We start from the raw sequence: 24,229 nt of genomic DNA, 5'->3' as shown, positions 1-24,229 counted from the left end.
TCTGTGTTGTACGCGTGTTGGTGCAGGTGGACGGACTTTTATGCGTGTTTATGTGCCGTTTACCAGCAACAAGCTTAGGTCTCGGAATGATGAAGGTTAAGGTATGCCGGACTTGGTGTGAAAGATATCGGCGTTCGGCTTCAGGCGAAGTCAACACGCCGGGTTGCGGTTATTCGGGCTTTCCTATAGACTACTAGTTTGTTGCCTTGGGAAGGGCAGCAGATAAGTTAGCCTCCATCGTCTAGCGGTCTAGGACTACGCCCTCTCACGGCGCCAACACCGGTTCAAATCCGGTTGGAGGTACGAAGTGCTATAGTTGCTTAATGGCTACGGCACCAAGCCAATTGGGGTATGGTGTAATTGGCAACACGGCTGATTCTGGTTCAGTTGTTCTTGGTTCGAGTCCAGGTACCCCAGCAAAGATGCAAAAGCCTCGCAGCTTTTTAGTTGCGAGGCCTTTTATTTTCGTGGGATAATGAGTGCGGTAATCGTTTGATGGTATTGACGGTACTATTGGAATTGTCAACGACGCGAAGGGAAATCATGACTGATCAAACACACGGAACGCATGATCTTTCGTCAAAACCCAGGATTCAACCCGTGCAGGAGGGCGACACCCGGCCCGTTTCCGTCTCGGTGCGTCTCGGCCGCCTGCAGTTCCACGATTCCGGCAAGTTCCGCGTCTTGGTATTGGCGGATATTCAGGATGGTCCCAAGGTCAACAAAGACACCGTCAAACTCATCGAGGCGGCCCTCGACAGTTCCCGCCCCGACATCGTCATTTTTTCGGGCAACCAGATCGCCGGCTACGACAAGGCGTATGCCAAGACGTTCCGTAAGCGCACTTGGACGCCGCAGAAATGGTCGGTGGGATCGTCGGCGACCAACCAGCGCGACAGCGAGCTTGAGCATACCCGCGAGTTGGTGCGGCAGGAGATTTCGCAGTTCCTTGCCCCACTGATCGAGCGTCACGTTCCGTGGGCCGTTACCTATGGCAACCATGATTTCCAGTGTGGCCTCTCCAATGCCGAACTTGATGAGATCTATCGCGAATTCCCCGGGTGCCTCAATCCGGAGCCTCCCATCAAGCGCTCCGATCGCCCCCGCAAGCAGCCCGGCAGCGGCTTACCAAACCAATACATTTATCCCTGCGAGGCGGGCACGTTCGTGCTGCCGGTCAGCGAAGACCACAAAAGCGACAGCGTGCTCGGCTTGGTGATTTTCAATTCCGGCGATTACGGCAAGCTCGGCGGCTACGGCGCTCCGAGCCAGCGCGCGCTTGATTTCCTGAAGGTGGCACCGAAGCTGGTTGGCGCCAAGTCGATAGTCTTCCAGCACATTCCGGTACCGCAGTATTACAATTTACTCAAGGAAGTCCCGACCACTGCCGCACACGCCGTGGAGGGATATCGCACGTTCGCTGGCCATAATTACGTCATCGACGAGTCCAAGACCCTGCCCGGCAGTTTCCTTGGAGAGGGTATCAGCTGCCCCGACACCGACACTGGCGAGTTCGACATCCTGAAGTCGACCGACGGCTATTTCGCGTTGCTGGCAGGCCATGATCACCGCAATCGTTTCGTCGGTACCACCGAGGGGTTGAGGCTTTTCGCCACCCCGACCTGTGGCTTCGGCTCCTATGGTCCGGCGCCGGCCCAGCGTGCCGCGCGTCTTCTGGAATTCGACATCCGTCACCCTTACGAGCCGCGCACCCAGCTCTTGGAGTTCGGCGATTTGGTCGGCAAATCAAGCTCCAACAAGCCCTACACCTACGCGCTCAACGGTGCTCCCGATGCTGCCAAGGAAGGCACGAACCTCCTGCGTCGTCCGCGCCTTATCGCGCAGATCCTGCGCAAGATGCACTTGAAGAAGTAGGCGGCTATGGCGTCCTGTTTTCGTTGATATTTCATTATTTTCGAGCGCCGTTGCGTTGTCTACTTATGGATTATGGCAGATCCTACTTGTAGACTATGGTTTTTCTACTTAAGGTTTATGGTAAATCCTAATAGGAAGTCATGGTATTCCCCAACCGTAAATTATGGTAAATTTAACCGGAGATTACGGGCAAATTCGGATATAAATAATCAGGATTTATTACTTGAAGCGTATCGATTCAATCAATGAACTCATACAAGATAATTTTGAGGGAATCGATAGAAATGTGTATTCGCCGGTACGTCTTTGAAAAAATCCGGGTGTCCACTTGTAGGGGTATCCGGATTTTTATTGCATAAATTGGTGGAGGCGTTTATCTTCCGGCGCTGGCCTTCATCAGGGCGTCGGTCAGGTATTTGCCGCCGGCCATGACGTACGGGGCGTAACGACGGCCCGGGGAGGGGCCCATGCGACCGGAGGGACCGGAAATCGAAATGGCGGCGATGACTTGGCCGGAGGAGTTGCGGATCGGCGCGGAGACCGAGCAGACGCCTTCCTCACGTTCGTTGACGGAATCGGCCCAGCCGCGGCGACGTACGGTCGCCAGCGTTGAAGTCGTGAATTTGGCGTGGCGCAGACCCTGGTGCAGTCGCTCGGAATCCTCCCAGGCGACGAGAATCTGCGCAGCGCTGCCAGCCTGCATCGAAAGCATGGCACCCACGGGAATGGAATCGTGAAGTCCGCTCGCGCGCTCGACGGCGGCGATGCAGACGCGCTGGTCGCCTTGACGGCGATAGATTTGCGCGGATTCGCCGGTGCGATCCAGAAGCGTTTGCAGGATTGGTCCGGCGGCCGTCAGCAAACGGTCTTCGCCGGCGGCGGTGGCCAGTTCGGCGAAACGTGAACCCAGAATGAAGCGGCCGTGCTGGTCGCGAAGCACAAAACGATGCCGTTCCAGCGCAATGGCCAAACGGTGTGCGGTGGGACGCGCTAGCCCAGTGGCGGCGACCAATTGCCCTAACGTGGAAGGCCCGCTTTCAAGGGCCTCGAGAATCTTGACCGTCTTATCGAGAACCCCGACCCCGGAATGAATCTCGTCGTGAATAGGGGCGTGATTCGAATTTTGGGCAGCATTGCCTGTTGCTTGGGGCGCGCGTGAGGCCCGCGCCGCTTGGGGATCCTTTGATAATGAGTCCATACATGAATATTATACAGTGGGGCCTATCATTTCATTCATCTCACGATATGAACCAAAGATGTCCATAATGTTGACAAACACCGATACTCGGAATTAAACAAAACCACAAAATCCGCGTGGCCGAAATATTGACGGGGTTGCGGCTCCAAAACCGACGATAGGAGGTCGTATGGCAAGCACATTGGCTGAAAAAGTCTGGGCCGATCACCTGGTGTACCAGGGCAAAGACGGTGCCCCGGACCTGATCTATATCGACCTCATGCTCATGCACGAGGTCACCAGTCCACAGGCGTTCGAGGGCCTGCGACTGGCCGGGCGCAAGCCGCGCCACACCGACCTGCTGATCGCCACCGAAGACCACAACACGCCTACGGTCGACATCGACAAGCCCAATCCCGACAAGACCTCTGCCAAGCAGCTGAGCACGTTGGAGAAGAACTGCAAGGAATTCGGGGTGTTGCTGCATCCGTTGGGTGACGCCGATCAGGGCATCGTCCATGCCTTCGCGCCGAACCTCGGCCTGACACAGCCGGGCATGACCATCGTCTGCGGCGATTCGCATACCTCCACGCACGGCGCGTTCGGGGCGCTTGCGTTCGGCATCGGCACCTCCGAGGTCGAGCACGTCATGGCCACGCAGACCTTGTCGTTGAAGCCGTTTAAGACCATGGCCGTCAACGTCGAAGGCGAACTGCCGAAAGGTGTGACCGCCAAAGACATCATCCTGGCCATCATCGCCAAGATCGGGATCGGCGGCGGGCAGGGCCACGTCATCGAATACCGTGGTTCCGCGATTCGCTCGCTTTCCATGGACGCGCGCATGACTATTTGCAACATGTCCATCGAGGCCGGTGCCCGCGCGGGCATGATTGCTCCCGACGAGACCACCTTCGAGTACTTGAAGGGCCGCCCCTACGCTCCGACCGGGGAGATGTGGGACAAGGCTGTGGCCTATTGGAAGACGCTCAAGACCGACGACGATGCGACGTTCGATAAAGAGGTCACCATCAACGCGGCCGACCTTGCGCCGTACGTCACTTGGGGCACAAACCCCGGCCAGGGAGCGCCGATCACTGCCGACGTGCCGGATCCGGCCGATATCGCCGATGCCGAGCAGCGCCAAGCTACACAGTCCGCGCTCGAGTATATGGGCTTGAAGCCGGGAACGCCGATCAAGTCGATTCCGGTGGACACCGTCTTCATCGGCTCCTGCACCAACGGACGCATCGAGGACCTGCGTGCCGCCGCATCGGTGATGAAGGGCCGTCACAAGGCCGATTCCATCCATCGCGTGCTGGTCGTGCCGGCCTCGTCCCGAGCCCGCCTGCAAGCCGAAGACGAAGGGCTTGACAAGATATTCAAGGACTTCGGTGCGGAATGGCGCAATGCCGGCTGCTCAATGTGCCTCGGGATGAATCCGGACAAGCTCGTGCCCGGCGAACGTTCGATCTCGACCTCGAACCGCAACTTCGAAGGCCGTCAGGGCAAGGGCGGACGCACGCATCTGGCCTCGCCGCTAGTCGCCGCCGCCACCGCCATCCGCGGCACGATTTCCAGCCCCGCCGACCTGTAATCGACGTCTGCTGCTTCTATGCGCTTGGCCAAGGCAATCATGCGAAAACGGTAAGTGAGCAAGCTCAAATGCAGTAAGCCATGTACTTATTGCTGACGAGCTGGTAAAAGTAGCAGATAGACACGTTGAACGGTTTCATCGATTCAACTCGGATATTGAAGACATTAGGTATATAAGGAAGAAACATCATGGAGAAACTTACGCAGGTCACCGGCGTTGGCGTCCCGCTTCGGCGTTCGAACGTCGACACCGACCAGATCATTCCGGCCGTCTTTTTGAAGCGCGTCACCAAGACGGGCTTCGAGGACGCGCTGTTCTACGCGTGGCGACGTGACCCCGACTTTATTCTGAACAAGCCGGAATACCAGAACAAGGGCAAGATTCTGGTCGCCGGACCCGATTTCGGCATCGGCTCGTCGCGCGAGCACGCCGTGTGGGCTCTGCGCGATTACGGATTCCGTGTCATCATCAGCCCGCGCTTCGCGGACATCTTCTACGGCAACACCGCCAAAAACGGCGTGCTGGCCGCCATCATGCCACAGGAAAGCGTCGAGCTGCTCTGGAAGTTGTTAGAGGAAGAACCCGGCCGTGACATGACCGTCGATCTGAAGGAACGCACCGTGACCTGCGGCGACGTCACCCTGCCCTTCGAAGTCAACGATTACACACGTTGGCGCCTGATGAACGGCTACGACGACATCGACTTGACGCTGCAGCACGAGGACGCCATCGCCGACTACGAAAAGATGCGCGCCCAGCGTTTCCCCTTCAAGCCCAAGACCCTCCCCGCCAAGCACGCCCCTGAACAGCCCGTCAAGTCCGCCCGTCCGGTTGATGACTCGTCGTGGACCGGACCCTTAGGAGCGTAGGGTAGTTCCTATTCAAACTTGGTTTAATTTGCGCGGTTCCGTCATTTCGGCGAGACCGCGCAAGTTGTTATTTGCCGCGAAACGTATCGTCAAAAACGAGACCGTAATAATAATGTCTGAATATCACTTAAAAACGGCGCTTTCAAGCCGTTTCGTAAGTCAAAACCATACAAACTAGACAAGTCCGTTCGGCCTCGGGCGCATTTTGGGCATGGCTTCACCGAGCCACCACAACCATTGTGGCACACTATGTAGTAGTAAGCTCGCTTATATAGAGGGCCGACGAAAGAGGTTGATTTTGGCAGATACTACAGAAGACGTCCTGCACGTCGAAGGCGGCAAACCGCTTAACGGCACCATCAAGGTGCGCGGCGCCAAGAATTTCGTAAGCAAGGCCATGGTGGCCGCCCTGCTCGCGCCCGGGGTCTCCCTGCTCAAGAATGTCCCCGAGATCCGCGACGTCCACGTTGTTTCCGACCTGCTGCGTCTGCACGGCGCGACCGTCGATTGGGATGACGCCAAGGGCACGCTGCGCATTGACGCAACCAACGTCCGTCTCGCCGACGTGGCCGATGTGGACACGCTTTCCGGTTCCTCGCGCATCCCGATCCTCTTCTCCGGCCCGTTGCTGCACCGTTTGGGCGAGGCCTTCATTCCGCAGCTTGGCGGGTGCAACATCGGCGGCCGTCCGATCGATTTCCATTTGGAGACCCTGCGCAAGCTCGGCGCCAACGTGGACAAGGAACACCGCGACGGCATTCATATCACCGCTCCCAACGGTCTGCACGGCGCGAAGATTCACCTTCCCTACCCGTCGGTAGGCGCGACCGAGCAGACGCTTCTGGCCGCGGTCCAGGCCGAAGGCAAGACCGAGCTTTCCGGTGCCGCCACCGAGCCTGAAATCATGGACTTGGTCGCCGTTCTGCAGAAGATGGGCGCGATCATTTCCGTCGATGTCGACCGCACGTTCCGCATCGAAGGCGTCAAGACGCTCAAGGGCTTCACCCACACCGCGCTGACCGATCGCATCGAGGCCGCTTCCTGGGCTTCGGCCGCGCTCGCCACGCACGGTGACATCTTCGTCAAAGGCGCCACGCAGCCCGAGATGATGACGTTCCTCAACGTTTATCGCAAGATCGGCGGCGAGTTCGACGTCACCGACGAGGGCATCCGTTTCTGGCACCCGGGCGGGGACTTGAAGCCCGTGGCCATCGAAACCGATGTGCATCCCGGCTTCATGACCGACTGGCAGCAGCCGCTTGTCGTCGCGTTGACGCAGGCCAATGGCCTCTCGATCGTGCACGAGACCGTTTACGAGAATCGCTTCGGCTTCACCAAGCCGCTGATCAAGATGGGCGCGACTATTCAGCTCTACCGCGAATGCCTCGGCAGCCTGCCTTGCCGTTTCCAGCAGCGCAACTACAAGCATTCCGCCGTCATCTTCGGGCCCACACCACTCGAAGGGCGCGACATCGATGTGCCGGACCTGCGTGGCGGCTTCAGCCATCTCATCGCGGCGCTCGCGGCCAACGGCCCGTCGAACGTGCAGGGCATCAGCCTGATCGATCGCGGCTATGCCGACTTCCGTGGCAAGCTTGCCGCCCTTGGTGCCGATTTCGACTAAGGTTTCCCGCCTTTCCTAGCTGTTTACAATCTCCCCACTGAAATTTTGGTGGGGAGATTTTTGTATCTCTGCTGATTCAAAAACATAAATATCTGGCCGTTCTGCCCGATTATGTCCGTTCTTTTGTCTTTGCTGCATAGGTCAAAGAACGGAGGCGGGATATCGGTTGTTTGGCGCTATGAAAATTCGTTTGACTGGAAACGAATGACATCTCTAATGATCAATATTATTTTATTTCGACAGCAATTTTGAGACAAATTCATATTTTATTGTCTCTAAATCGATATCAGGAAATGTTCAATAATCAGTTTTTCAAAAGATAGATGGACTATCACAAGATAAAATATTATGCAAATCGCAAATGCGTAGAGAAGCCGCTATCCCCACGTTGTGCACAGAGTTATCCCCATGGTGTGGATAACTTTGTGCATTGTCCCCAATGACACGCCCAAAATGTGGATAACAAATTTTCTTATCCACAGATAAAACCCCGTGCGTGTCGTCATGTGAGGTCGAAAATAAAATGAACATTTTCGTTGTTATGTTGTAGAGCTTTCGGAGGAAGCCTGCGCAAAACGCTGATTTTTTACGGTGATTTGGTTAAGCTTGACGGCATGGCAGACGGAAAATCTTGGGACTCAACGCGTACGGGCAGCGATTACAATTCAGGGAACTTCAGCGCTGACACTTCGGCGAACAACGCAACGTTGTTTGACCGGATCCCACCCCACGACGATGACGCGGAAATGGCCGTTTTGGGCGGCATGCTGATGAGTAAGGATGCCATCGGCGAGGTCTCGCAGCTCATTGACGTCTCGGATTTCTACCAGCCCAAACACCAGACCATCTATGAGGCTATCATCACGCTGTTCTCTGCCTCAGAGCCCGTTGATGCGGTGCTCGTCGCCAACGCGCTCCTGAAAGACGGCAACCTCGAAAAAGTGGGCGGTGCCGATTACCTGCACAGCCTTGTGGCCTCCGTGCCCACGGCTGCAAACGCTACGTATTACGCCGAAATCGTCCATCAGCGCGCTATCCTCCGAAATGTCATCGCCGCCGGAACGAAAATCGCACAGCTCGGCTACTCTGCGGAAGGCTCGCAGGCCGAGGACGTGGTGAACCTGGCCCAGTCCGAGGTCTACGAGATGAGTGTCGGCAAGGTACGGCAGGATTATGAGGCCATCGGCCCGGTGGTCCACGACGCGCTTGATCAGCTTGACGCCCTGCAGAACGGTACCATCGAAAAAGGCGTGCCCACAGGTTTCAAAGGCATTGACGACGAGACGCAGGGTCTGCAGCCTGGCCAGATGATCGTGGTCGCGGGCCGACCGGCGATGGGTAAGTCCACGCTCGGCGTGGATTTCGCGCGTTCGGCCGCGTTGCACAACAATCTGACCACCGTCATCTTCTCGCTCGAGATGAGCAAAACCGAGCTCGCGCAACGTATCATCTCCGCCGAAACCGGTATCCCGCTGGTCGCCTTGCGTCGCGCGGACAACGACAGCCTGACCCCGGAGCGTTGGAACACGCTCAATGATTTCTGGACGGCCATGCAGAATGCGCCGCTCTTCCTGGACGACAGCCCGAACATGAGCCTGATGGAAATCCGTGCGAAGTGCCGCCGCCTGAAGCAGACCAACGACCTCAAACTGGTCATCATCGACTACCTGCAGCTCATGAGTTCCGGCAAGCAGGAGGAAAGCCGTCAGCAGGAGGTTTCCGGCTTCTCGCGTGCGCTGAAGCTTCTGGCCAAGGAACTTGAGGTGCCCGTGGTCGCGCTTTCCCAGCTCAACCGCGGACCCGAAATGCGTAACGACAAGAAGCCGCAGCTCGCCGATCTGCGTGAATCCGGTTCCATCGAGCAGGACGCCGACGTGGTCTTCCTCGTCCACCGTCCCGATTTCTACAATGAAGAGGACCGGCCGGGCGAAGCTGATATCATCCTCGCCAAGCACCGCAACGGCAAAACCGGTACGTTCCCGCTTGCCTTCCAAGGTGAGTATTCCCGTTTCCGCGATATGCCGCAGGATCCCAACCAGGGGGTCTGATGCAGGATACATCGCCATGCGTCTTCAAGGAATTATTAGATCAGCGTTTATGCAAGATCGGTGAATGATGAACACTCCAAATACCGACAACATCAGCACGGCCGACAGTGCCGGCGATAAGGAACGCGACATGACGGACAAGACTTCTTCACCGCGCAAGCCGTGGAACGCCTTCGCTACGCCGACTATCGGCAAAGCGGTCCGAGGCCTTTCCCGCCTGCTGCATCACGGCGGTAGCGCGTTCCCAGGCAAGGTGGTCGAGATGATTGACCCCGGCTTTTTGGCGCGCACGCTCGGCCAGTTGCGCTATGGGGTCGTCTTGGTTTCCGGCACCAACGGCAAGACCACGACCACGCGCATGGTTGCGTCGATTTTGGAAGACCTCAATCTCAAGGTATTCACCAACCCCACCGGTTCCAACTTCACACGCGGCGTCGTCTCGGCGTTGCTCACCGAAGTTTCGGCTTCCGGCAAGCTCGACGCCGATATTGCGGTGCTGGAGCTTGACGAGGCCTACGCGGTGCATTTCGTCCACCAGGTCAAGCCACGTTATTCCTTGCTTCTGAACGTCATGCGCGACCAGCTCGACCGTTTCGGCGAAATCGACAACACCGCTCGCTTGCTGAGCCATGTTGCGCAGGCTACGACCGGAACTGTTGTTTTGAACCGCGAGGACCGTCGCATTGCGGCGCTTGCGAACGTCGTGCCGCAGGGTACGCAGGTAAGGTATTTCGGGCTTTCCGACGAATTACGCAAGCTGTTCCCATCCGATGATGACATGCATGCCGGGGATTTGTCGGCTGCCGAAAAAGCCGCCGCGAAAGTGGAAGGCGTGAACACGGCCTTGGCCAGCGCCGTCGCGCCCGCCGTCGCCGGGTCTGACTCGCAAGTCGATACGACGACTTCGCATGATGTATTCGATTCCGCAGGCGACAGGATCATCCCCAAGCTCGATGCGCGGGAGACCGTCTCTGCTTCCTCGGCGATGACTGATTCATTGGCATCGCGGCGGCTCGCGGACGTGGTGCTGAACCGTGTGGGCGACCATGAGGCGGAATTCGTGATGGACGATGCCGAATTCGAGACCAAGGTTCAGCTTGAGGGGGCCTACAACCTGTTCAACGCGGCTGCGGCGCTCGCGGTGGTTCGTGCGGCCAGCGAGCAGATTGAGAACGTCGACACGACGTTGCCAAGGGCGCGCGATGAACGGTTGATGCGCGCGCTTTCGCACGTAACTCCGGCGTTCGGTCGCGGCGAGGTCATCACTGTTGACGAGGCACCGGTCGAGCTGCTTTTGGTGAAGAATCCGATGGGCTTCAGAATGTCGCTGGCGAGTTTCGCGCCTGCTGGTCACGATACGATGATTGTCATTAATGATGAATATGCCGACGGGCGTGATATGAGCTGGCTGTGGGATGTCGATTTCACTTCGCTGCGTGGCACGGGTGTGAAGATGGTTTCGGGCGTTCGCGCTTGGGATATGGCGTTAAGGCTTGAATACGAAGGCGTCAAAGTCGTGCAAACGGACACGGACATCGAGGAGGCCGTGCGTTCGTTCGTCACGGCTAATCCCGGCACGCCGAAACATATCTATTGCACGTATACCGCAATGCTCAAGGTACGTTCGGAGCTTGGCAAATACGCCAAAGTCGCCGACGCCGGGGTGGGGAAGTAGAAGACGATGGCACTGATGGCTGCAACGAATATATCTGCTTGCGGGTGTGACAACCGGTCAACGAAATTTCGTAAGCAGATACTTATCCAAAGAAAAATGATGGCGCTGGCATTATCTGAGGGGAGATTGGCATGAGTGATGATATGGATACCATGTCCGTTGGCGCTGGCGTAACAGCAGATGTATCTCAGACCAATCAGGATGATGTGCGATCTTCTTCGACCGCTCGCCCGATCGATGTCATGTCCATTTATCCAAAGGATATGAACATCTACGGCGACTGGGGCAACGTCTTGACGGTCAAGCGTCGGCTTGCGCTCTACGGCTACGAGCCGGTCATCCACACCTACAATCAGGGCGACCCATGGCCGGAACATGTCGACATGATTCTCGGCGGCGGCGGGCAGGACAACGGCCAGAAGAAGATTTCCGAAGATTTCTTCAAGCGGGCGGATATCCTGCGAAAACTGGCCGAAGAGGACGTGCCGATGCTCATGATCTGCGGCATGTACCAACTGTTCGGCGAGTATTTCGAGACCATCGACGGCACGAAACTTGAAGGTATCGGCATTTTCGGCGTCTATACCGAAGGGCGCGAAACCCGCATGATCGGCAACTTGCTCGAACATTCCGACCGGTTCGGCGACGTCATCGGCTACGAGAACCATTCCGGCCAAACCTTCCTGCGCGAAGGCGTGCAGCCGTTCGGCCACGTCGACCACGAGGGCTGGGGCAACAACGGCAAAGACATGACGGAAGGCGCTCGAGTGCACAACGTCATCGGCACCTATATGCACGGCCCGCTCCTGCCCAAGAACCCCGAGGTTTCTGACTTCCTTATCCGTGCCGCCGCAACCCATCGCTACGGCGATTTCCAGCCGCAGCAAAGCGAGTCGCAAAAAGCCGAGCTCGCCCACATCGATGCCCTGGCCGCCAACGCCCGTCGCGTCGCCTCATCAAGGCCACGGTAAGGGAAGCATCTGTGCGTTTTTGCACAGATATAGAAGTTAAAGCGTATGCCGCGTGCATGTAGAGTAGGGGGATTTAGCTACAAGATAATGTGGGCAGAGGCTGTCGTTTTATTTGGGATAGAGCCAGCAAAGCTGAAAAGCGCGGAAGCCGGGCCCCATGAAACACAGGGAATCCGGCTTCCACTTCCTTGCCCCCTTAAGGGTAGGCTATACATAAAGTATAGAAGAAAATTTCTTTTTCTGCAATAGAGAAAATGCATTATAGCTCTATTGAATCCCGTTTGACGTTTTCAATTGGCATGGTAATTCCGGCGTCAATGCCACCAATCGCGCCTAGGATTTGGTCGGGTATCCAAAGACGTGCATCCTGCGATCCGGGAAGTAATTTGTATCTTAGCGTGTCCAGAAAACCACGCTCATGCAAATGCTGCATAAACGCCATCTCTTCCATGTCCTGTTTGCTGGACCTCGCTTCCATGCGGAGATGAGTGATGCCGTAGTCGTGCTCAAGTGCAGGAATAAGTTTTTCCAAGCATTTTCTCCGCGCGCGTTCTGGCCTCATTGCGCCTGTAATAGGTCCCGCGGAAACAACCAGATTTGTAAAATGCATGCTGTTGATGAGTTTGATTGAACGTTTCCGTTCGCTTACATTCATATCGCGCCAATGAACCTTGGGGCCTTGAATAAGGTGGGCATCTTTGAAGGCCGCGCGTATGTCCGACTCGCTTTTGTCGCAGAGACACACGCCGATGAGGTATTGCGAAGAGCCGGGACCTTGGACGCGAACGCTTTCATCTCCCCATGCATAATGCTTATTGCACATGATGCTTCTCCTTGGCGTTGGATGATTGAGCCTTATCAATCGATGGCTTGTCGAATGGCGGCAAAATGGTGTACTCATTGACTTTCGTATACCCTGTGGGGCTCAATGGTCTTTCAATGATTTTCTGTGTTTTTCCGAGTATGCCGAGATGGATGAGTTCATTGATGCCGCGTTGCGCTGTGTCTGATGACCAGCCATACCACTCGGGCATGTGTTCGATGGGTAGTTGGCACGGTTGCTTTTCCTTTAAAAAAACCAGCAACATCGCCAGTCCTGGCATCTTAATGTTTTCGATGACGTTCTGCGTTTGTTGTGTGCCTGTCTGATTGCTTTTACCATCATTCGGCCACAATGCATAAGAAAGACGGATGTAGCTCCTTTCCGGTCGGGTGTAGGGGGCGCCGGAACCATCTTCACGCAGCAGCCGTATCTTAACAGCTCGGTTTTGTCCTTTGCCGATGCGTTCGGTCTCGATAAGTTTCAGTTCCTTCAGCCTGCGGAAAATGCGAGTTGTGGCGGTTTTCCCTGATTCCACGGTTACGGCTTGTCTGCCACCTGATTCTGAGGCTGGATCTTTGACCATGTTTAGTCCGAATATACGTGCCCAGGTTTGCAATGGGAGAGCGGTTGTCCATTCTCCGTTTGGGTCAACGTGGCTGGTGATGGCTACGATAAGCAGGTAGGCATTGAGTAGCCTCACATTTCCGCTAGATACCAAAGACGCGAGTGGGCCTTTCCTGGACTTACTGCCCTTTGGGGCTTGAATGAAGGCGTGGGAAATGGGGACGAACTTACGATGAGACCTGTCAAGAATGGCTTTACGGGTTTTACGCCAATCGTATGGTGCTGGGCTTGTTGTTGCCTTATTCATCGGTTCTCCCTTCATAAGCGGTACGTTCGATGTCTATAAATGTATCATCGTTCGCTTCGTTGGAAGCATGGTTAAAGAATCATAGACAATACGAATTTGCGGCAATATGTAACAACATGTAAAAACATTTATAAGAGCAATGTAAACTCATGAAAGCTCCATGCTCAACGAACAGATTGAGTTCGATACGTAAGCTGAAAATTTGATATTAAAAATACGATTGGGAGAAATATCTGAATAACTCACTTATTTCTGCTTTCGGCGTATTGGTAGAGTCTTCTTTGGCTCTGCCAATTTAATAAGTCAAATATAAAAGCGTGACACATCGGCTGAATGCTGGTATAAGTGAGTCAATATCGGATATAAGAAAACTACTCATGGCAGCAACCGCAAAGCCATAAGAACGTGGCTGCAACGAGCCAGTATCAAGGTTCGAGAATCGTGATGGAGTCCGCGACTGCCAGAAACTGGTTCCACCTGATTTCAGCATCTTCGGCTGTGCATTTCATTGTTATGCCGTCCATGTGTCCGCGAATCGGCAAGCTGATCGCCAAGACATACCATATTCCGGTCTCAACCGCCAGACTATAGGTTATGGCAGCCAGTGGTTCGCCGTTTTTGTCGTGGTGAATGACGGCTTTGACAGCGGATGGGTTTTTATAGGTTGTGTATACTGCGTTTTCTAAGATTTTAGCGGTTTGAGCTAAATCAGAAGACCATGGAGTGCTGGTCGAATCCGAGCAAACAATGCGTGTGTCGGGTTTGCTCGGATTATAAAAGTAAGTGCGGGGAGAATCGTTGTATGTTACGTGGAACAGCCTGCGCCACATTTGTGGTTTCTTTTTGATCTGGCGGATGTCGCTTCTTTTCCTGATTGGTGTCTTTAGTGGTGGAATGCACTTGAAATCGTCCGGTATCTCCATGGTTGCAGCGTTATCGAAGATATTAACTAATTGGCTCATATTCGGTTTTCATTCCTGTTTGTTGTGTCTGTGTCGGTTTCCTTGTTAATGGTGATGGATTCGGCGATGTCCATGAACTGGTCGGAGCGAACGAAGGCGTTGTCATAGGTGCAGTCCATGAAAATGCAGAGATCTTTTCCGTTTAAAGGAGCAAGCACGAAGATTGCGGAATAGTTGGCATCCAATGTTTTGTAGGTGTATGTGATGAGCCCTAATGGATGGTTTTGGGTTTGAGGCCGGCCTTCTCGTATTGCGAATTCAAGGTTGTCGACTCCGGCGTGGGTCCGGTCGATTGTCTCTGCATACCCGCCCAATCGTTCAGTTAGAGTGTCGTCATCCCATATCTCTTCTCCCGGAACGAATTCGATGGAGGTGTCTTCGTCCTCTGGCACGCTGAAAAACGGATGTGCAGGGACAATGCTTTCGTCGTTGGATGAGTCGTTTTCGTTATCTTGTGTTCCGACGATTTTAGCGGTGAATTCGTCAGGGAGTTCTACTGAGAAAGTGTCGTTAAATAAGGTCTCGGCGCGCAATGGTTCTCCTTGTGTCTGATTCAGTGTTTCAGTAGCCGAAAATGTCGGTGGTGTAGCCGTCCCATCCTTGCGACCACATGTATTGGTGGATGAGCTGGTTGGTGTGGCAGTTGCGGAAGGTGATCTGCATGTCCCAGTCGCCGGTGCCGCCTTTGAGGTAGTAGTTGAGTCCGTAACATTGGGGCATGGTGGTGGCGATATTGGATTCGACGAGGGGATGGATGTTGCGGTCGAGCCAGATGGTTTGTTCCCGGCCGTCGGCGGAGGCCTCCTGCTTGTATTCCGGTTCCTCGCGGTGGAACTCGTCGAGGCTGTGTTTGATATAGTCGTCGTTTTCCTTGATGAGCTTATTGAGCTGTTTCTTGGTGACCACGATGACGATGTCGCCGTTCTTTTCGGCATAGACATCCATATAGTCTTTAGGCACTAGTCGTTGTTTCATACTGTTCGCATAATGCTTTGAGGTTTCATCGTTGCCTGTGAAATTTTTTACGAAGTTAACAGGGTAAATGATTTTCTGTGTCGCCGGCTTTAGGACAGGTTTGGGATGAGTTTGTGTGCATCCTGTTGTTGCGAAGATGATCAATAGACAAATCAATGGAATAACGAAGGTTGGTATTTTTTTCAACTTTCGCATTTCAGGCCGCTTTCTGCATTTTAGGAATCTTTGAAGGTATGTGAAATCTTTTTTCTAAGTATTTCTTGCCAATTTCAAGTATTGATTTCGCTATTACCCGTATTGGCTTGGGTATTTTGTTCCATCCTTTTCTGATAGTGGCAATGGGCGGTTTTTGTGGTTCTACGGGATGAGGATTGAGTGGTTTCCAATCGTTGTGCTTAAGAATGTTCAATCCCACATGTGTAGCCACACTTCCTTCATTTTCAATCTCGGTTCCAGACTCATAATCAATATCAAGTGATTTCCCGAATCGATCGGTTTTCACGGTGATTTTATCGGAGTGATTACCATTCTTTTTAGACCAGGAATATTCGATTTTTTGGCCAGAAAATGATTGTTTGTATTCCCATCCATCATGCTCGAGATCAGCGAATGCCATGAGTTCGATTTCCGAGCTGTTGCCTTTGATGGTACCGGTGAAGTCAATGTGAAGCGGGCCTTTTCCGCTGGTACTTGTGCTGTTGCCGATGATTATACCTATGTTTTTCCCAATAGGAATGTATCTGTCTTGACCGATTGACACACCTGGCGCGATTTTTGCGAATGCGCGGGCGAAAGGTCCGAGCCATTTAGCGAGTTCTTCCGGTGATTTCCCGTGAAGGTCTTTTTCGGTGAGCCCTTTTTCAACGAGTTTCTTCAGCAGTGCAGCTTCCGCCGTGTAGTCGTTGATGCCGTCTTTGAGCTTGGAGTTGATGTAAGAGGTGTTGAATTTGCCGGTTGAAGGATTGATGGTGTCGGTGAGATTCCTCGTCTGCTGGGTCAGGTCCTCCAATGAGGAAAGAATCGCAGCAAGGCGCGAGCTGTGTTGGATATTGACGTCGTTGACATTAGCCCAGATTTGGTTGATTTTCTGCGCCGACATGTTGTTCATGTCGATGACTTTGCGGTAATACGTGTTTTCGGAAGCAAGGGTCGAACCCATATCAAAGCCATTGAGATAGTGTTCCAACCCGTACCACCTGTCGGCCACCCAGTCCCCAAACTGCCCTCCGGGATAGTTGTCTTGCCCTGCAACCTCATTGACTATTCCCAGCAGCCTTTCTTTGGCCGCATCCGTGAAGTCTCGTTTTGTCATGGTTTTCGCTGCCTTGCTTTAGAACCTTATTTGTTTTGTTTGGGTGCCGGGACCGGTGAGCGGTCCAGTGAGTTCTCAATGGACTTGGCGTTATCTTCGTCCGCTTTCACGTAGTCGTCAAGTGCCTGTTGGAAAAATGTAATTGCTTCTGACACGAGGTTGTCAAAAACACTGCTTCACGCTCTGTATACCTTCGGAATACGCTCCCGCCACATTGTTGGGTGCGTTGCCGAATAGGATGTCGCCCATAACATTGCTGTAGCCGACCGCGGAGTAGCAGTTGGCGCAGTTCTGCCAGATTTTGTTGAAGCTGCTTTGGCGCCTTCCCTGTTCGTTTAGAAAGTTGTTCTGCTTGGCGTTGATATAAGAGAGCAGTTCGCGTAGGCGGTCGAGGTTCTTCTTGGTGGCATTGAGTTGATCCGACAAGTCGGAGATGTGTCGATCCGTGCGTCCTATATCGGCGCGCAGGTTGTCCGAATACGGCATCGTGGCCTCCCCAAGATAGCCAAATTATCTATACTAATATTTTATATTATTATATAATAATCAATCTTGCCGTATTCGATTGTTGGGATGATTGCATCAATCCGAAAGGCTGGCTTTGCCGCGCTGGTAGTATTCCATCGAGGCGACCGGGCCGACGATGCTGAAAGTCCCGTTTTCGTATTGTAATTTGGTGGTCGCCGTGTTGTTCGGGCCGGTGAAATCAAGCGTCTGGTCGAGCGTGAAGAGGAACTGGCGGATGCTCAGCCCGGAGCTGATGACCAATACGTTGCCGCCGCCGCGCTTTGCTTCCGCCTCGCCGATTTTGGTCATCGCGCGCTTCATGCGCTTGCGCACGTCAGCCGAACTTTCCGCACGAACACTGGCGTCAAGGTTGGTATGGAGCACGTTCTTTGCGTCCAAGTCGTGCCAGGCATCTTGGATGTCCAGATTGATTGTGGTGCCGCGATCGGCAAGGCCGGCTTCGAGCGTCGGATAGCCTAGATAATTGGCTCCGGCCAGATTTGTCTCTTTGCCAGACCGTCCCTCAAAGCTGCCGAAATTGTCCTCGCGCAGGTCGGGGTCACGGACGAGCTTGACGTTTCCGTTGCCAGAGTAATCAAGCGCGCCCTGAGCGGTCTGGTAGTGGCGTGGCAGGGAACCGGAATAGGCAGCATTGAATGTGATGCCTTTGAGACCGAGTCCGAAGCACTTGATGATTTCCCGTCCGTGCTCCGTCACCGGGAAATCCGACCAACCCTGCATGAGTCCCATGGTGTTTGAAGTCGTTTCGGTATGCCTGGCCAGATAGATGATTGTCGGTTTCATTGCCCTTTGCTCTTCCTTCGCTGCCTACTACTTCAAGGCTATACGCAGGGGTGATTTTGGTTGGTACGGATAGCGGATACCAAGGTGCAGGGAGGCAAAGGGCAGGGAGGCAAAGGGCAGGGAGGCAAAGGGCAGTCGGTGCGAGCTTTGATAAAGACGGGATTATTTAAAGTTTCATCCACACCGAAGTGTCTTGCGGCAGCTTGCCGTCTGCGGTCAGCGGGCTGGAGCTCAGCAGCACTTCGCCTTGGGGCAGAGCCATCGGCGTGGCGCTGAAATTGGTGATATTCGCCCAGCCGTTGGCGCGCCTGTAGGCGATGGAACCGCCGAGATTGCCGTCGGCACCGTCGTGGGCGTCGGTCTGGTGGTCATAGTCGTCGAGCCAGTTCAGGGAAGTGTCCGGCGTCTGCAGTTCGTGGCGCAGCTTCAGCACGCGGCGATAATGCGAGAGCATGGAATCGTCATTGGCCTCTTCGCCGTCCACCGCATAGTCCGAGAACCATGCTGGCTGCGGCAGATGTGGCTTCTCGGCATTGCTGCCGTCGGCTTGCTTGGCCGGTGAGAAACCAAAGGAATCGTCCTTGCCGTCGGACTGCCACGGAAGCGGCACGCGGCAACCGTCGCGGCCCTTCTTGGTGAGGTCTCGACGGGTGCCGAAGGCCCACGGGTCCTCGAGCTCGTCCCACGGGATGTCGGCAACTTCGAAAAGCCCGAGTTCCTCGCCCTGATACACGTATGCCGAGCCCGGCAGCGCCATTTCTAGCATCACCGCGGCGCGGGCGCGCTTGGTGCCCAACTCACGGTTTTCGTGGTAGGTGGTGCCGTTGCGCAGCAGCCAGTCGTTGGCCACGGCATGGTAGAGGCCGTTGTCGGTCTTGATCTGCGGCAGCGCATAACGTGAAGCGCTGCGGGGCACGTCGTGGTTGCCCATCACCCAGGTGGAGGTGGAACCGTTGGTGCGTTCCGCCGAGGCGATGCCGTCCTCGATGGCCTCGTGCATTTCGTCGCGCAGCCAGTTGCATTCGGCGAACTTGAAGTTGAAGACTTGGCCGAGCTCGTCCGGGCGGGCGTAGAGATACTGACGCGAAGCCGGCACCCAGGCCTCGGCAACGGCAAAGCGGGCGGGCGTGTACTTGTCGAAGACCTCGTGGCGCCATTCGCGGAAGATTTCGTGAACCTCGTCGCGGTCGTAGACCGGGTGGCTGCCGTCCTCGATGGTGATGTGCATGGCGTCGACGTCATAATTGTCGAGGTCATCGCGGTCGAGATCCTTGGCAAGGCCTTCGGCCACATCCACGCGGAAGCCATCGGTGCCGTGATCGCACCAGAATTTCAGCGTCTTCAAAAAGTCGTCGCGGACCTCGCGGTTGTCCCAGTTGAAGTCGGGCTGTTCCTTGGCGAAAAGATGCAGATACCACTGACCGTCAGGCACGCGGGTCCATGCCGAGCCGCCAAAGTTGGCAATCCACTTGGTCGGTGGCTCGTCGCCATTGGGGCCCTTGCCATCGCGGAAGATATAGCGGTTGCGGGCGGGGGAGCCGGGCTCGGATTTCAGCGCTTCCTGGAACCACTGGTGCAGACGGGAGGAATGGTTCGGGACGATGTCGACGACTATCTTGATACCGGCTTTGTGCGCTGCGGCGACCATTGCGTCGAAATCATCCATGGTGCCCAGACGCGGGTCGACATTGCGGTAATCCTCAACGTCGTAGCCGCCGTCGGCCAGTTCGGAGGGATAGAAGGGCGAAAGCCACACCGCGTCGACGCCAAGGGCTTTCAGATAGCCCATTTTGCCGGTAATGCCTTTGAGGTCGCCCAGGCCCGAACCGGTTGAATCCTTGAAGCTTCTGGGATAGATCTGATAGACTACCGCCTGCTTCCACCAAAGGTTTTCCGAAATGTCTGTGGAATCGGATGCGGCTTTTGCCTTCTGGCTGACGGATGACATTCTGCTCCTTATTTTGTTTTCGTGTTTCTCGGTTATTCGATGGTCCGTGACCATGTGTGAGCCCGTATTCCGGAGGTAGGGTCCATGGTGGAATATGAGCCCGCACATGGGATGGTTGGTTACGTCGAAACCAACATTCGCAACCAACCATCATTATATTTTGTCAACTATTATTTGCTATTATTCGCGGCCGCGTTCATAATATTGCGTTGAACCTACAGGGCCGATGATAGTGAAGCGTCCGTTAGCATAGCGCAACTTGGTGGTCGCGGTGTTGCCTTGGTCGGAGAGGTCGACTTCCGAATCGATACGGAAGAGGAACTCGCGCAAGCTCAGGCCCGAGCTGACAACCAGGATGTTGCCGCCGCCCTGTGCAAGCGCAGATTGCCCGATGCGGGTCATGGCCGCGAACATGCGGTCCTGAATCTGCTTCGAGCTTTCCGCGCGGTCCTCGTCATCAAGGTCGGTGTCGAGCACATTGCGCTGATCGAGGGCGTGCAGGCCGTCCTGCAGATCCAGGTTGGCCTTGGTGCCGATGGTATCCAGGGCTGCTTGCAGTGAGGCGTATCCGAGCTCTTCCATCGCAGCTTGCACGGATGTGTTAATGTCGCGTCCTTCGAAGCTGCCGAAATTGGCCTCGCGAAGGTCCGCGTCGCGGGTGATGGACACGGATTCGTTGCCGGAGTAGTCAAGTGCGCCGCGCGCTGTTTCGTAATGGCGCTGCAAGGTGCCGCACCATGCGGCTTTGAAGGTGATGCCTTTCAGCCCGCGTCCGAAACAGTGGATGATTTCTCGCCCTTCGCGCGTCACCGGGAAATCCGACCAACCCTGCATACGGCCCATGGCGTTGGAAGTGGTTTTCGTGTGACGGGCCAGGTAGATGGTCACCGGTTCTGTGTTGTTGGTCTCGCTCATTGTGCCTGAACCTCGGGCTTGCGTGCCGCGCGAATCTTCTTCTCTTCGGCGATTGCGACGATGATTTGAATGACCAACGCGCAGCCGATGGCGATGTAAATGACCATGAACGTATCGTTCCAGCCGTGCAGAACGTGACCGAAGATATTGACGCCGCTGGCTGCGGAATCGGCGATCTTGGCCAATAGGGTCTTGGCTGTGGAGTCACCAAGCAGATAGGCGAATGCGCCGATCCAACCGCCTGCGAGTGCTGCGGCCTTTTTAGGCACTTGGTTGAGCATGGAGATGCCGATAAGGACCTGCGGGCCGAAAGCGAAGAAGCCGACGAAGAAGATGGCTACCAAAACCGCTGTCGGCGTGGTGCCGCGCTGGTAGAAGACCATCGGGATGTTCAAAGTAGCGAGGCAGATTACCGATACCAAAGCGGGGCGTCCCTTGAGGGCGTCAGAGATGGCTCCCCAGGAGATGCAGCCGATCATCGAACCGACACCGAAGTAGAAAATGGCCTGGGCGCCGACGTCCGTGCTGAAACCAAGCTGCTCGGTAAGACGCAGGGAAGACCAGTTGTCGACGCCGGTACGCATAAGGTAGGCGAAGACGTCCGAGAAGCAAAGGAGCCATACCAGCGGGTTCTTGATAAGATACTTGCTAAAGATGGTCCAGGTGGACTCGCCTTCGGAAGAGACGTCCTCTTCCTTCGGAGGCTCGTTGAAAATCGTTTCGACGGATTCCCAACCGAGGTCTTCAGGACGGTTCTTGCCGGCGGTGAAGCAGATGACGCCCATGATGAAGGCGACGACTGCCGGAGCAATGAACATGCCAGCTACGCTGCCGTGGAAGAATGTGTTGGCGCACCACAGGGCGAAGATACCGGCTAGACCGCCGCCGATGTTGTGGGAAGCGCTCCAGATACCGTAATAACGACCGTAGTTCTTCTTGGTGGTCCAGTTCATGATAACACCCGCACAGCAAGGTCCGGCTCCGCATTGCAGTAGGCCGTTAATGGCCCAGAACGCCAGAAGCCAGCCGAGCGGTATGTTGTTGAAGGTCAGCAGGAATCCGAAGCAGGCGACAATTATCGAGGCCGCCATGAGCATGATGGAAGCGGCCTTTTTGTTGTCTTTGTTGGTGACGAGATAGCCGACAAAGATCTTTCCGATGCCATAGGCCAGTGAAAAAGCCGTGCCGATCAATCCCAGATCGGTGGTTGTCATGTGCAACTGGGTTTTCAGCAACGGCTGCGCCGCTTTGAAATCATCGCGCACGAAATACATGAAGCTATAGAGCAGGACGCTGATGATGAATGGCTTCATGAACTCCATGAACCATTTCTTGCGTTACTCGGAAACCGGCATATTTATCTTTGGTACATGTTTGTCAAAAGCAAGATTGAATGTATTGCCTGACATGCGACCTCCCTGTGCTGTGTTCTCTCTAGATTTACTGATGTCGGTATTTTTCAAAAGGCGCTGCTCTGCTCGATACCACTACTTAAATAAAAGCGCGTTTACTTTATATAAATAGTTATATTGAATTCCTTTTTAGAAAGCCAACATTTTTAATAATAGCGCTTGCACTACTCTTGTCAAATTGATCATTAATTCGCGATTTAGCGGTTTCCTGCAATATTTCGAAACGTTATGGCACATATGGGAACAGCGTTTGCCGTTCGTGACTTTATACTGCAAAGAAAGGTTTCGGTTGTAAGATAAATGGGATAAACGTACTCAATAAAGAATTTTGGCGGTTTTAGGAGGGAAATTGAGCAGAGTCACCATGCATGATGTGGCACTTGAGGCAGGTGTTTCCGATTCGACGGTATCGCGTGCCTTACGCGGGTTAGATCGTGTTGATGATTCCACAAGACTCAGGGTGAAAGAGGCATCAAAGCGCTTGCATTTTCAATTCTCCAGGAACGCGTCCTCGCTGGCGAGCGGCAAGACGATGCGTGTCTCGTTATTGCTGGCCGATGCCGTCAATACCTGGTTCGACTCCTCCGTGCTGGAAGGTGCCTACGAAATTCTTTCCCCTGCAGGCTACGATGTGGTACCGGTCGTTGCCGGTACTTCTCAACGCCTTTCCGGTTTCTTCGACAGATTGCCTTCGGATGTCAACGTCGATGGCATCATGGTCTGCTCGATTGATCTCAACGCCAGCCAGTCCGATATTCTTCGACAGCTTTCCATCCCTTCCGTCGGTTTGGATTCCCGAACGGTCGACGGATTTGACGCTTCGGTTCTTATCGACGACGGACAGGCCATGAGCGATGCTGTCAGTCTTCTGAAAAATATGGGGCATCGCAATATTGCGTTCGTCGGCTGTCCTACCCCGGGTGATTTGCAGCTTAGCGCACAAATGCGTGCGGACTCGTTTATAAAAACCGCACTGGAACAGGGATTCTCGGAGAATGAGGTACATAATTTCGAGGTCGGGAAGACCACTGATTATCGGTCCAAAGACGATGCGCTTGAAGCCGTGGTGGCTCGATTGCTTGCGTTGCATCCCAAACCCACCGCGATTTGTGTGGAAACCGATGATTTCGCCGTTCCTCTGATAGGTCAGCTGAGGCGTTTTGGTGTTCGCGTTCCTGAAGACATGTCGGTTGTCGGATTCGACGATAATGAATTGGCGCCCATCGTCGGCTTGACGACGATTCATCAGAATCCTGTTGAAATGGCACGTTTGGCTGCCCGTAAGATGTTGGCGCTGATGCGTGGAAATCATCTTGAAGAACCGCATTCCTCGGTACGTCCCATTTTTATGATGCGGGATACCATTGCTGTCGTTAAAGATACGGAATAAGCTCGCGTCGTTAGATTCAATCATGGCAAGATTTATCTGTTGGGAGTGATGGTTTGCCCTTCCATGGTTATTCTTTTGCTTGGTATTCGTCTCTTGGCTATTTCTACTGTAAAGGCTTAAAATAGTAGTACGTGTTATCACCGCTAACGAAAGAGGAATCATGGCTGATTACAAACTGGGTGACGGACTTCGCACCATATTTCTGGCAGGTATCGGTGCAATGGCGACCACCGCAGAAAAAGGGCAGGAAATCATTGATGGACTAGTCAAGAAAGGCGAGCTGACGGTGGAGCAGGGCAGGACCCTCAACACCGAGCTTAAGCACAAGGCCCAGGAAGTCAAGGACGACATGAAGGCGGAGAAGTCGGAGAATGCCAAGGATGAGACGGTGGCCGACAAGCCTGCTACCGACAAGTCCGATGAAAGCGACAACAAAGCCGAGTGATTTTGGCACCGGTATCGTCTGTTGGTGTTTTG

At 54.5% G+C, this 24,229-nt stretch carries 20 protein-coding genes, 2 tRNA genes and 1 pseudogene; 11 read left to right on the top strand and 12 right to left on the bottom strand.

Annotated elements, in window-relative coordinates:
* Positions 1–230 precede the first annotated feature (230 nt).
* The 3 genes from OZX67_RS08540 (at position 231) to OZX67_RS08530 (ending at position 1,875) form a co-directional block, all read left to right on the top strand.
* Positions 231–303: transfer RNA gene (locus OZX67_RS08540), tRNA-Glu, on the top strand.
* Between the two features lie 42 nt (positions 304–345).
* Positions 346–417, top strand: a tRNA-Gln gene (locus OZX67_RS08535).
* A gap of 126 nt (positions 418–543) precedes the next feature.
* A complete protein-coding gene (locus OZX67_RS08530; RefSeq protein ID WP_277142579.1) occupies positions 544–1,875 on the top strand; it encodes a metallophosphoesterase in 1,332 nt (443 codons plus the stop codon).
* Between the two features lie 373 nt (positions 1,876–2,248).
* Here OZX67_RS08530 and OZX67_RS08525 read toward each other — a convergent pair whose 3' ends face one another.
* A complete protein-coding gene (locus tag OZX67_RS08525) occupies positions 2,249–3,073 on the bottom strand; it encodes an IclR family transcriptional regulator (RefSeq protein ID WP_277142577.1) in 825 nt (274 codons plus the stop codon).
* A 169-nt stretch (positions 3,074–3,242) separates the two neighbouring features.
* Here OZX67_RS08525 and leuC point away from each other — a divergent pair, with 169 nt between their 5' ends.
* The 6 genes from leuC to OZX67_RS08495 all read left to right on the top strand — a co-directional run bounded on the left by leuC (position 3,243) and on the right by OZX67_RS08495 (position 11,833).
* Positions 3,243–4,646, top strand: coding sequence for a 3-isopropylmalate dehydratase large subunit (gene leuC / locus OZX67_RS08520; RefSeq protein ID WP_277142574.1), 1,404 nt, complete (start codon positions 3,243–3,245; stop codon positions 4,644–4,646).
* 188 nt (positions 4,647–4,834) lie between these two features.
* Positions 4,835–5,515 carry a 3-isopropylmalate dehydratase small subunit gene (gene leuD / locus OZX67_RS08515; protein ID WP_277142572.1) on the top strand — a complete coding sequence of 227 codons (681 nt, stop codon included), beginning with the start codon at positions 4,835–4,837 and terminating at the stop codon, positions 5,513–5,515.
* A gap of 298 nt (positions 5,516–5,813) precedes the next feature.
* Positions 5,814–7,139: a UDP-N-acetylglucosamine 1-carboxyvinyltransferase gene (murA, locus tag OZX67_RS08510; protein ID WP_277142570.1), complete on the top strand. Its 1,326-nt coding sequence runs from the start codon at positions 5,814–5,816 to the stop codon at positions 7,137–7,139.
* Positions 7,140–7,753: 614 nt separating this feature from the next.
* The gene (dnaB, locus tag OZX67_RS08505) at positions 7,754–9,187 is read left to right on the top strand and encodes a replicative DNA helicase (RefSeq protein ID WP_277142567.1); all 1,434 of its coding nucleotides are present in this window, start codon (positions 7,754–7,756) and stop codon (positions 9,185–9,187) included.
* Positions 9,188–9,317: 130 nt separating this feature from the next.
* Positions 9,318–10,862 carry a Mur ligase family protein gene (locus OZX67_RS08500; protein ID WP_277145064.1) on the top strand — a complete coding sequence of 515 codons (1,545 nt, stop codon included), beginning with the start codon at positions 9,318–9,320 and terminating at the stop codon, positions 10,860–10,862.
* 242 nt (positions 10,863–11,104) lie between these two features.
* A complete protein-coding gene (locus OZX67_RS08495; RefSeq protein WP_277145062.1) occupies positions 11,105–11,833 on the top strand; it encodes a glutamine amidotransferase in 729 nt (242 codons plus the stop codon).
* Between the two features lie 259 nt (positions 11,834–12,092).
* Here OZX67_RS08495 and OZX67_RS08490 read toward each other — a convergent pair whose 3' ends face one another.
* The 11 genes and pseudogenes from OZX67_RS08490 to uhpT form a co-directional block, all read right to left on the bottom strand.
* Positions 12,093–12,656, bottom strand: a complete 564-nt coding sequence (locus tag OZX67_RS08490) for a hypothetical protein (RefSeq protein WP_277142566.1) — start codon at positions 12,654–12,656, stop codon at positions 12,093–12,095.
* On the bottom strand, positions 12,646–13,527 hold the full coding sequence (locus OZX67_RS08485) for a hypothetical protein (protein WP_277142564.1): 882 nt from the start codon (positions 13,525–13,527) through the stop codon (positions 12,646–12,648). The genes OZX67_RS08490 and OZX67_RS08485 overlap by 11 nt, the downstream gene beginning before the upstream one ends.
* 425 nt (positions 13,528–13,952) lie before the next feature.
* On the bottom strand, positions 13,953–14,489 hold the full coding sequence (locus tag OZX67_RS08480; RefSeq protein WP_277142562.1) for a hypothetical protein: 537 nt from the start codon (positions 14,487–14,489) through the stop codon (positions 13,953–13,955).
* Positions 14,486–15,022, bottom strand: coding sequence for a hypothetical protein (locus OZX67_RS08475; protein WP_277142561.1), 537 nt, complete (start codon positions 15,020–15,022; stop codon positions 14,486–14,488). The genes OZX67_RS08480 and OZX67_RS08475 overlap by 4 nt, the downstream gene beginning before the upstream one ends.
* Positions 15,023–15,050: 28 nt before the next feature.
* Entirely contained in the window at positions 15,051–15,464 is a 414-nt protein-coding gene (locus tag OZX67_RS08470) for a hypothetical protein (protein WP_277142559.1), read from the bottom strand.
* 196 nt (positions 15,465–15,660) lie between these two features.
* Positions 15,661–16,776 (bottom strand): hypothetical protein, encoded by a 1,116-nt coding sequence (locus OZX67_RS08465; protein ID WP_277142557.1) that lies wholly within the window; start codon positions 16,774–16,776, stop codon positions 15,661–15,663.
* A 162-nt stretch (positions 16,777–16,938) separates the two neighbouring features.
* Entirely contained in the window at positions 16,939–17,262 is a 324-nt protein-coding gene (locus tag OZX67_RS08460; RefSeq protein WP_277142554.1) for a hypothetical protein, read from the bottom strand.
* Between the two features lie 96 nt (positions 17,263–17,358).
* Entirely contained in the window at positions 17,359–18,087 is a 729-nt protein-coding gene (locus OZX67_RS08455) for a histidine phosphatase family protein (RefSeq protein ID WP_277142553.1), read from the bottom strand.
* A gap of 166 nt (positions 18,088–18,253) precedes the next feature.
* Entirely contained in the window at positions 18,254–20,035 is a 1,782-nt protein-coding gene (locus OZX67_RS08450) for a glycoside hydrolase family 13 protein (RefSeq protein WP_277142551.1), read from the bottom strand.
* Positions 20,036–20,215: 180 nt separating this feature from the next.
* Entirely contained in the window at positions 20,216–20,950 is a 735-nt protein-coding gene (locus tag OZX67_RS08445) for a histidine phosphatase family protein (RefSeq protein WP_277142548.1), read from the bottom strand.
* Positions 20,947–22,275, bottom strand: a pseudogene (uhpT, locus tag OZX67_RS08440) (hexose-6-phosphate:phosphate antiporter); the annotation flags it as partial. The gene OZX67_RS08445 and the pseudogene uhpT, both read right to left, overlap by 4 nt.
* A gap of 436 nt (positions 22,276–22,711) precedes the next feature.
* Here uhpT and OZX67_RS08435 point away from each other — a divergent pair.
* The gene (locus OZX67_RS08435; protein ID WP_277142544.1) at positions 22,712–23,752 is read left to right on the top strand and encodes a LacI family DNA-binding transcriptional regulator; all 1,041 of its coding nucleotides are present in this window, start codon (positions 22,712–22,714) and stop codon (positions 23,750–23,752) included.
* A gap of 160 nt (positions 23,753–23,912) precedes the next feature.
* On the top strand, positions 23,913–24,197 hold the full coding sequence (locus tag OZX67_RS08430; protein WP_277142542.1) for a phasin family protein: 285 nt from the start codon (positions 23,913–23,915) through the stop codon (positions 24,195–24,197).
* The last annotated feature ends 32 nt before the right edge of the window (positions 24,198–24,229 follow it).

Origin of the sequence: Bifidobacterium sp. ESL0728, from assembly GCF_029392015.1 — a bacterium.
In the GTDB taxonomy this organism is placed as follows: domain Bacteria; phylum Actinomycetota; class Actinomycetes; order Actinomycetales; family Bifidobacteriaceae; genus Bifidobacterium.
The sequence above is the reverse complement of the archived record's forward strand: the minus strand, read 5'-3'. Positions and strand labels throughout refer to the sequence as shown.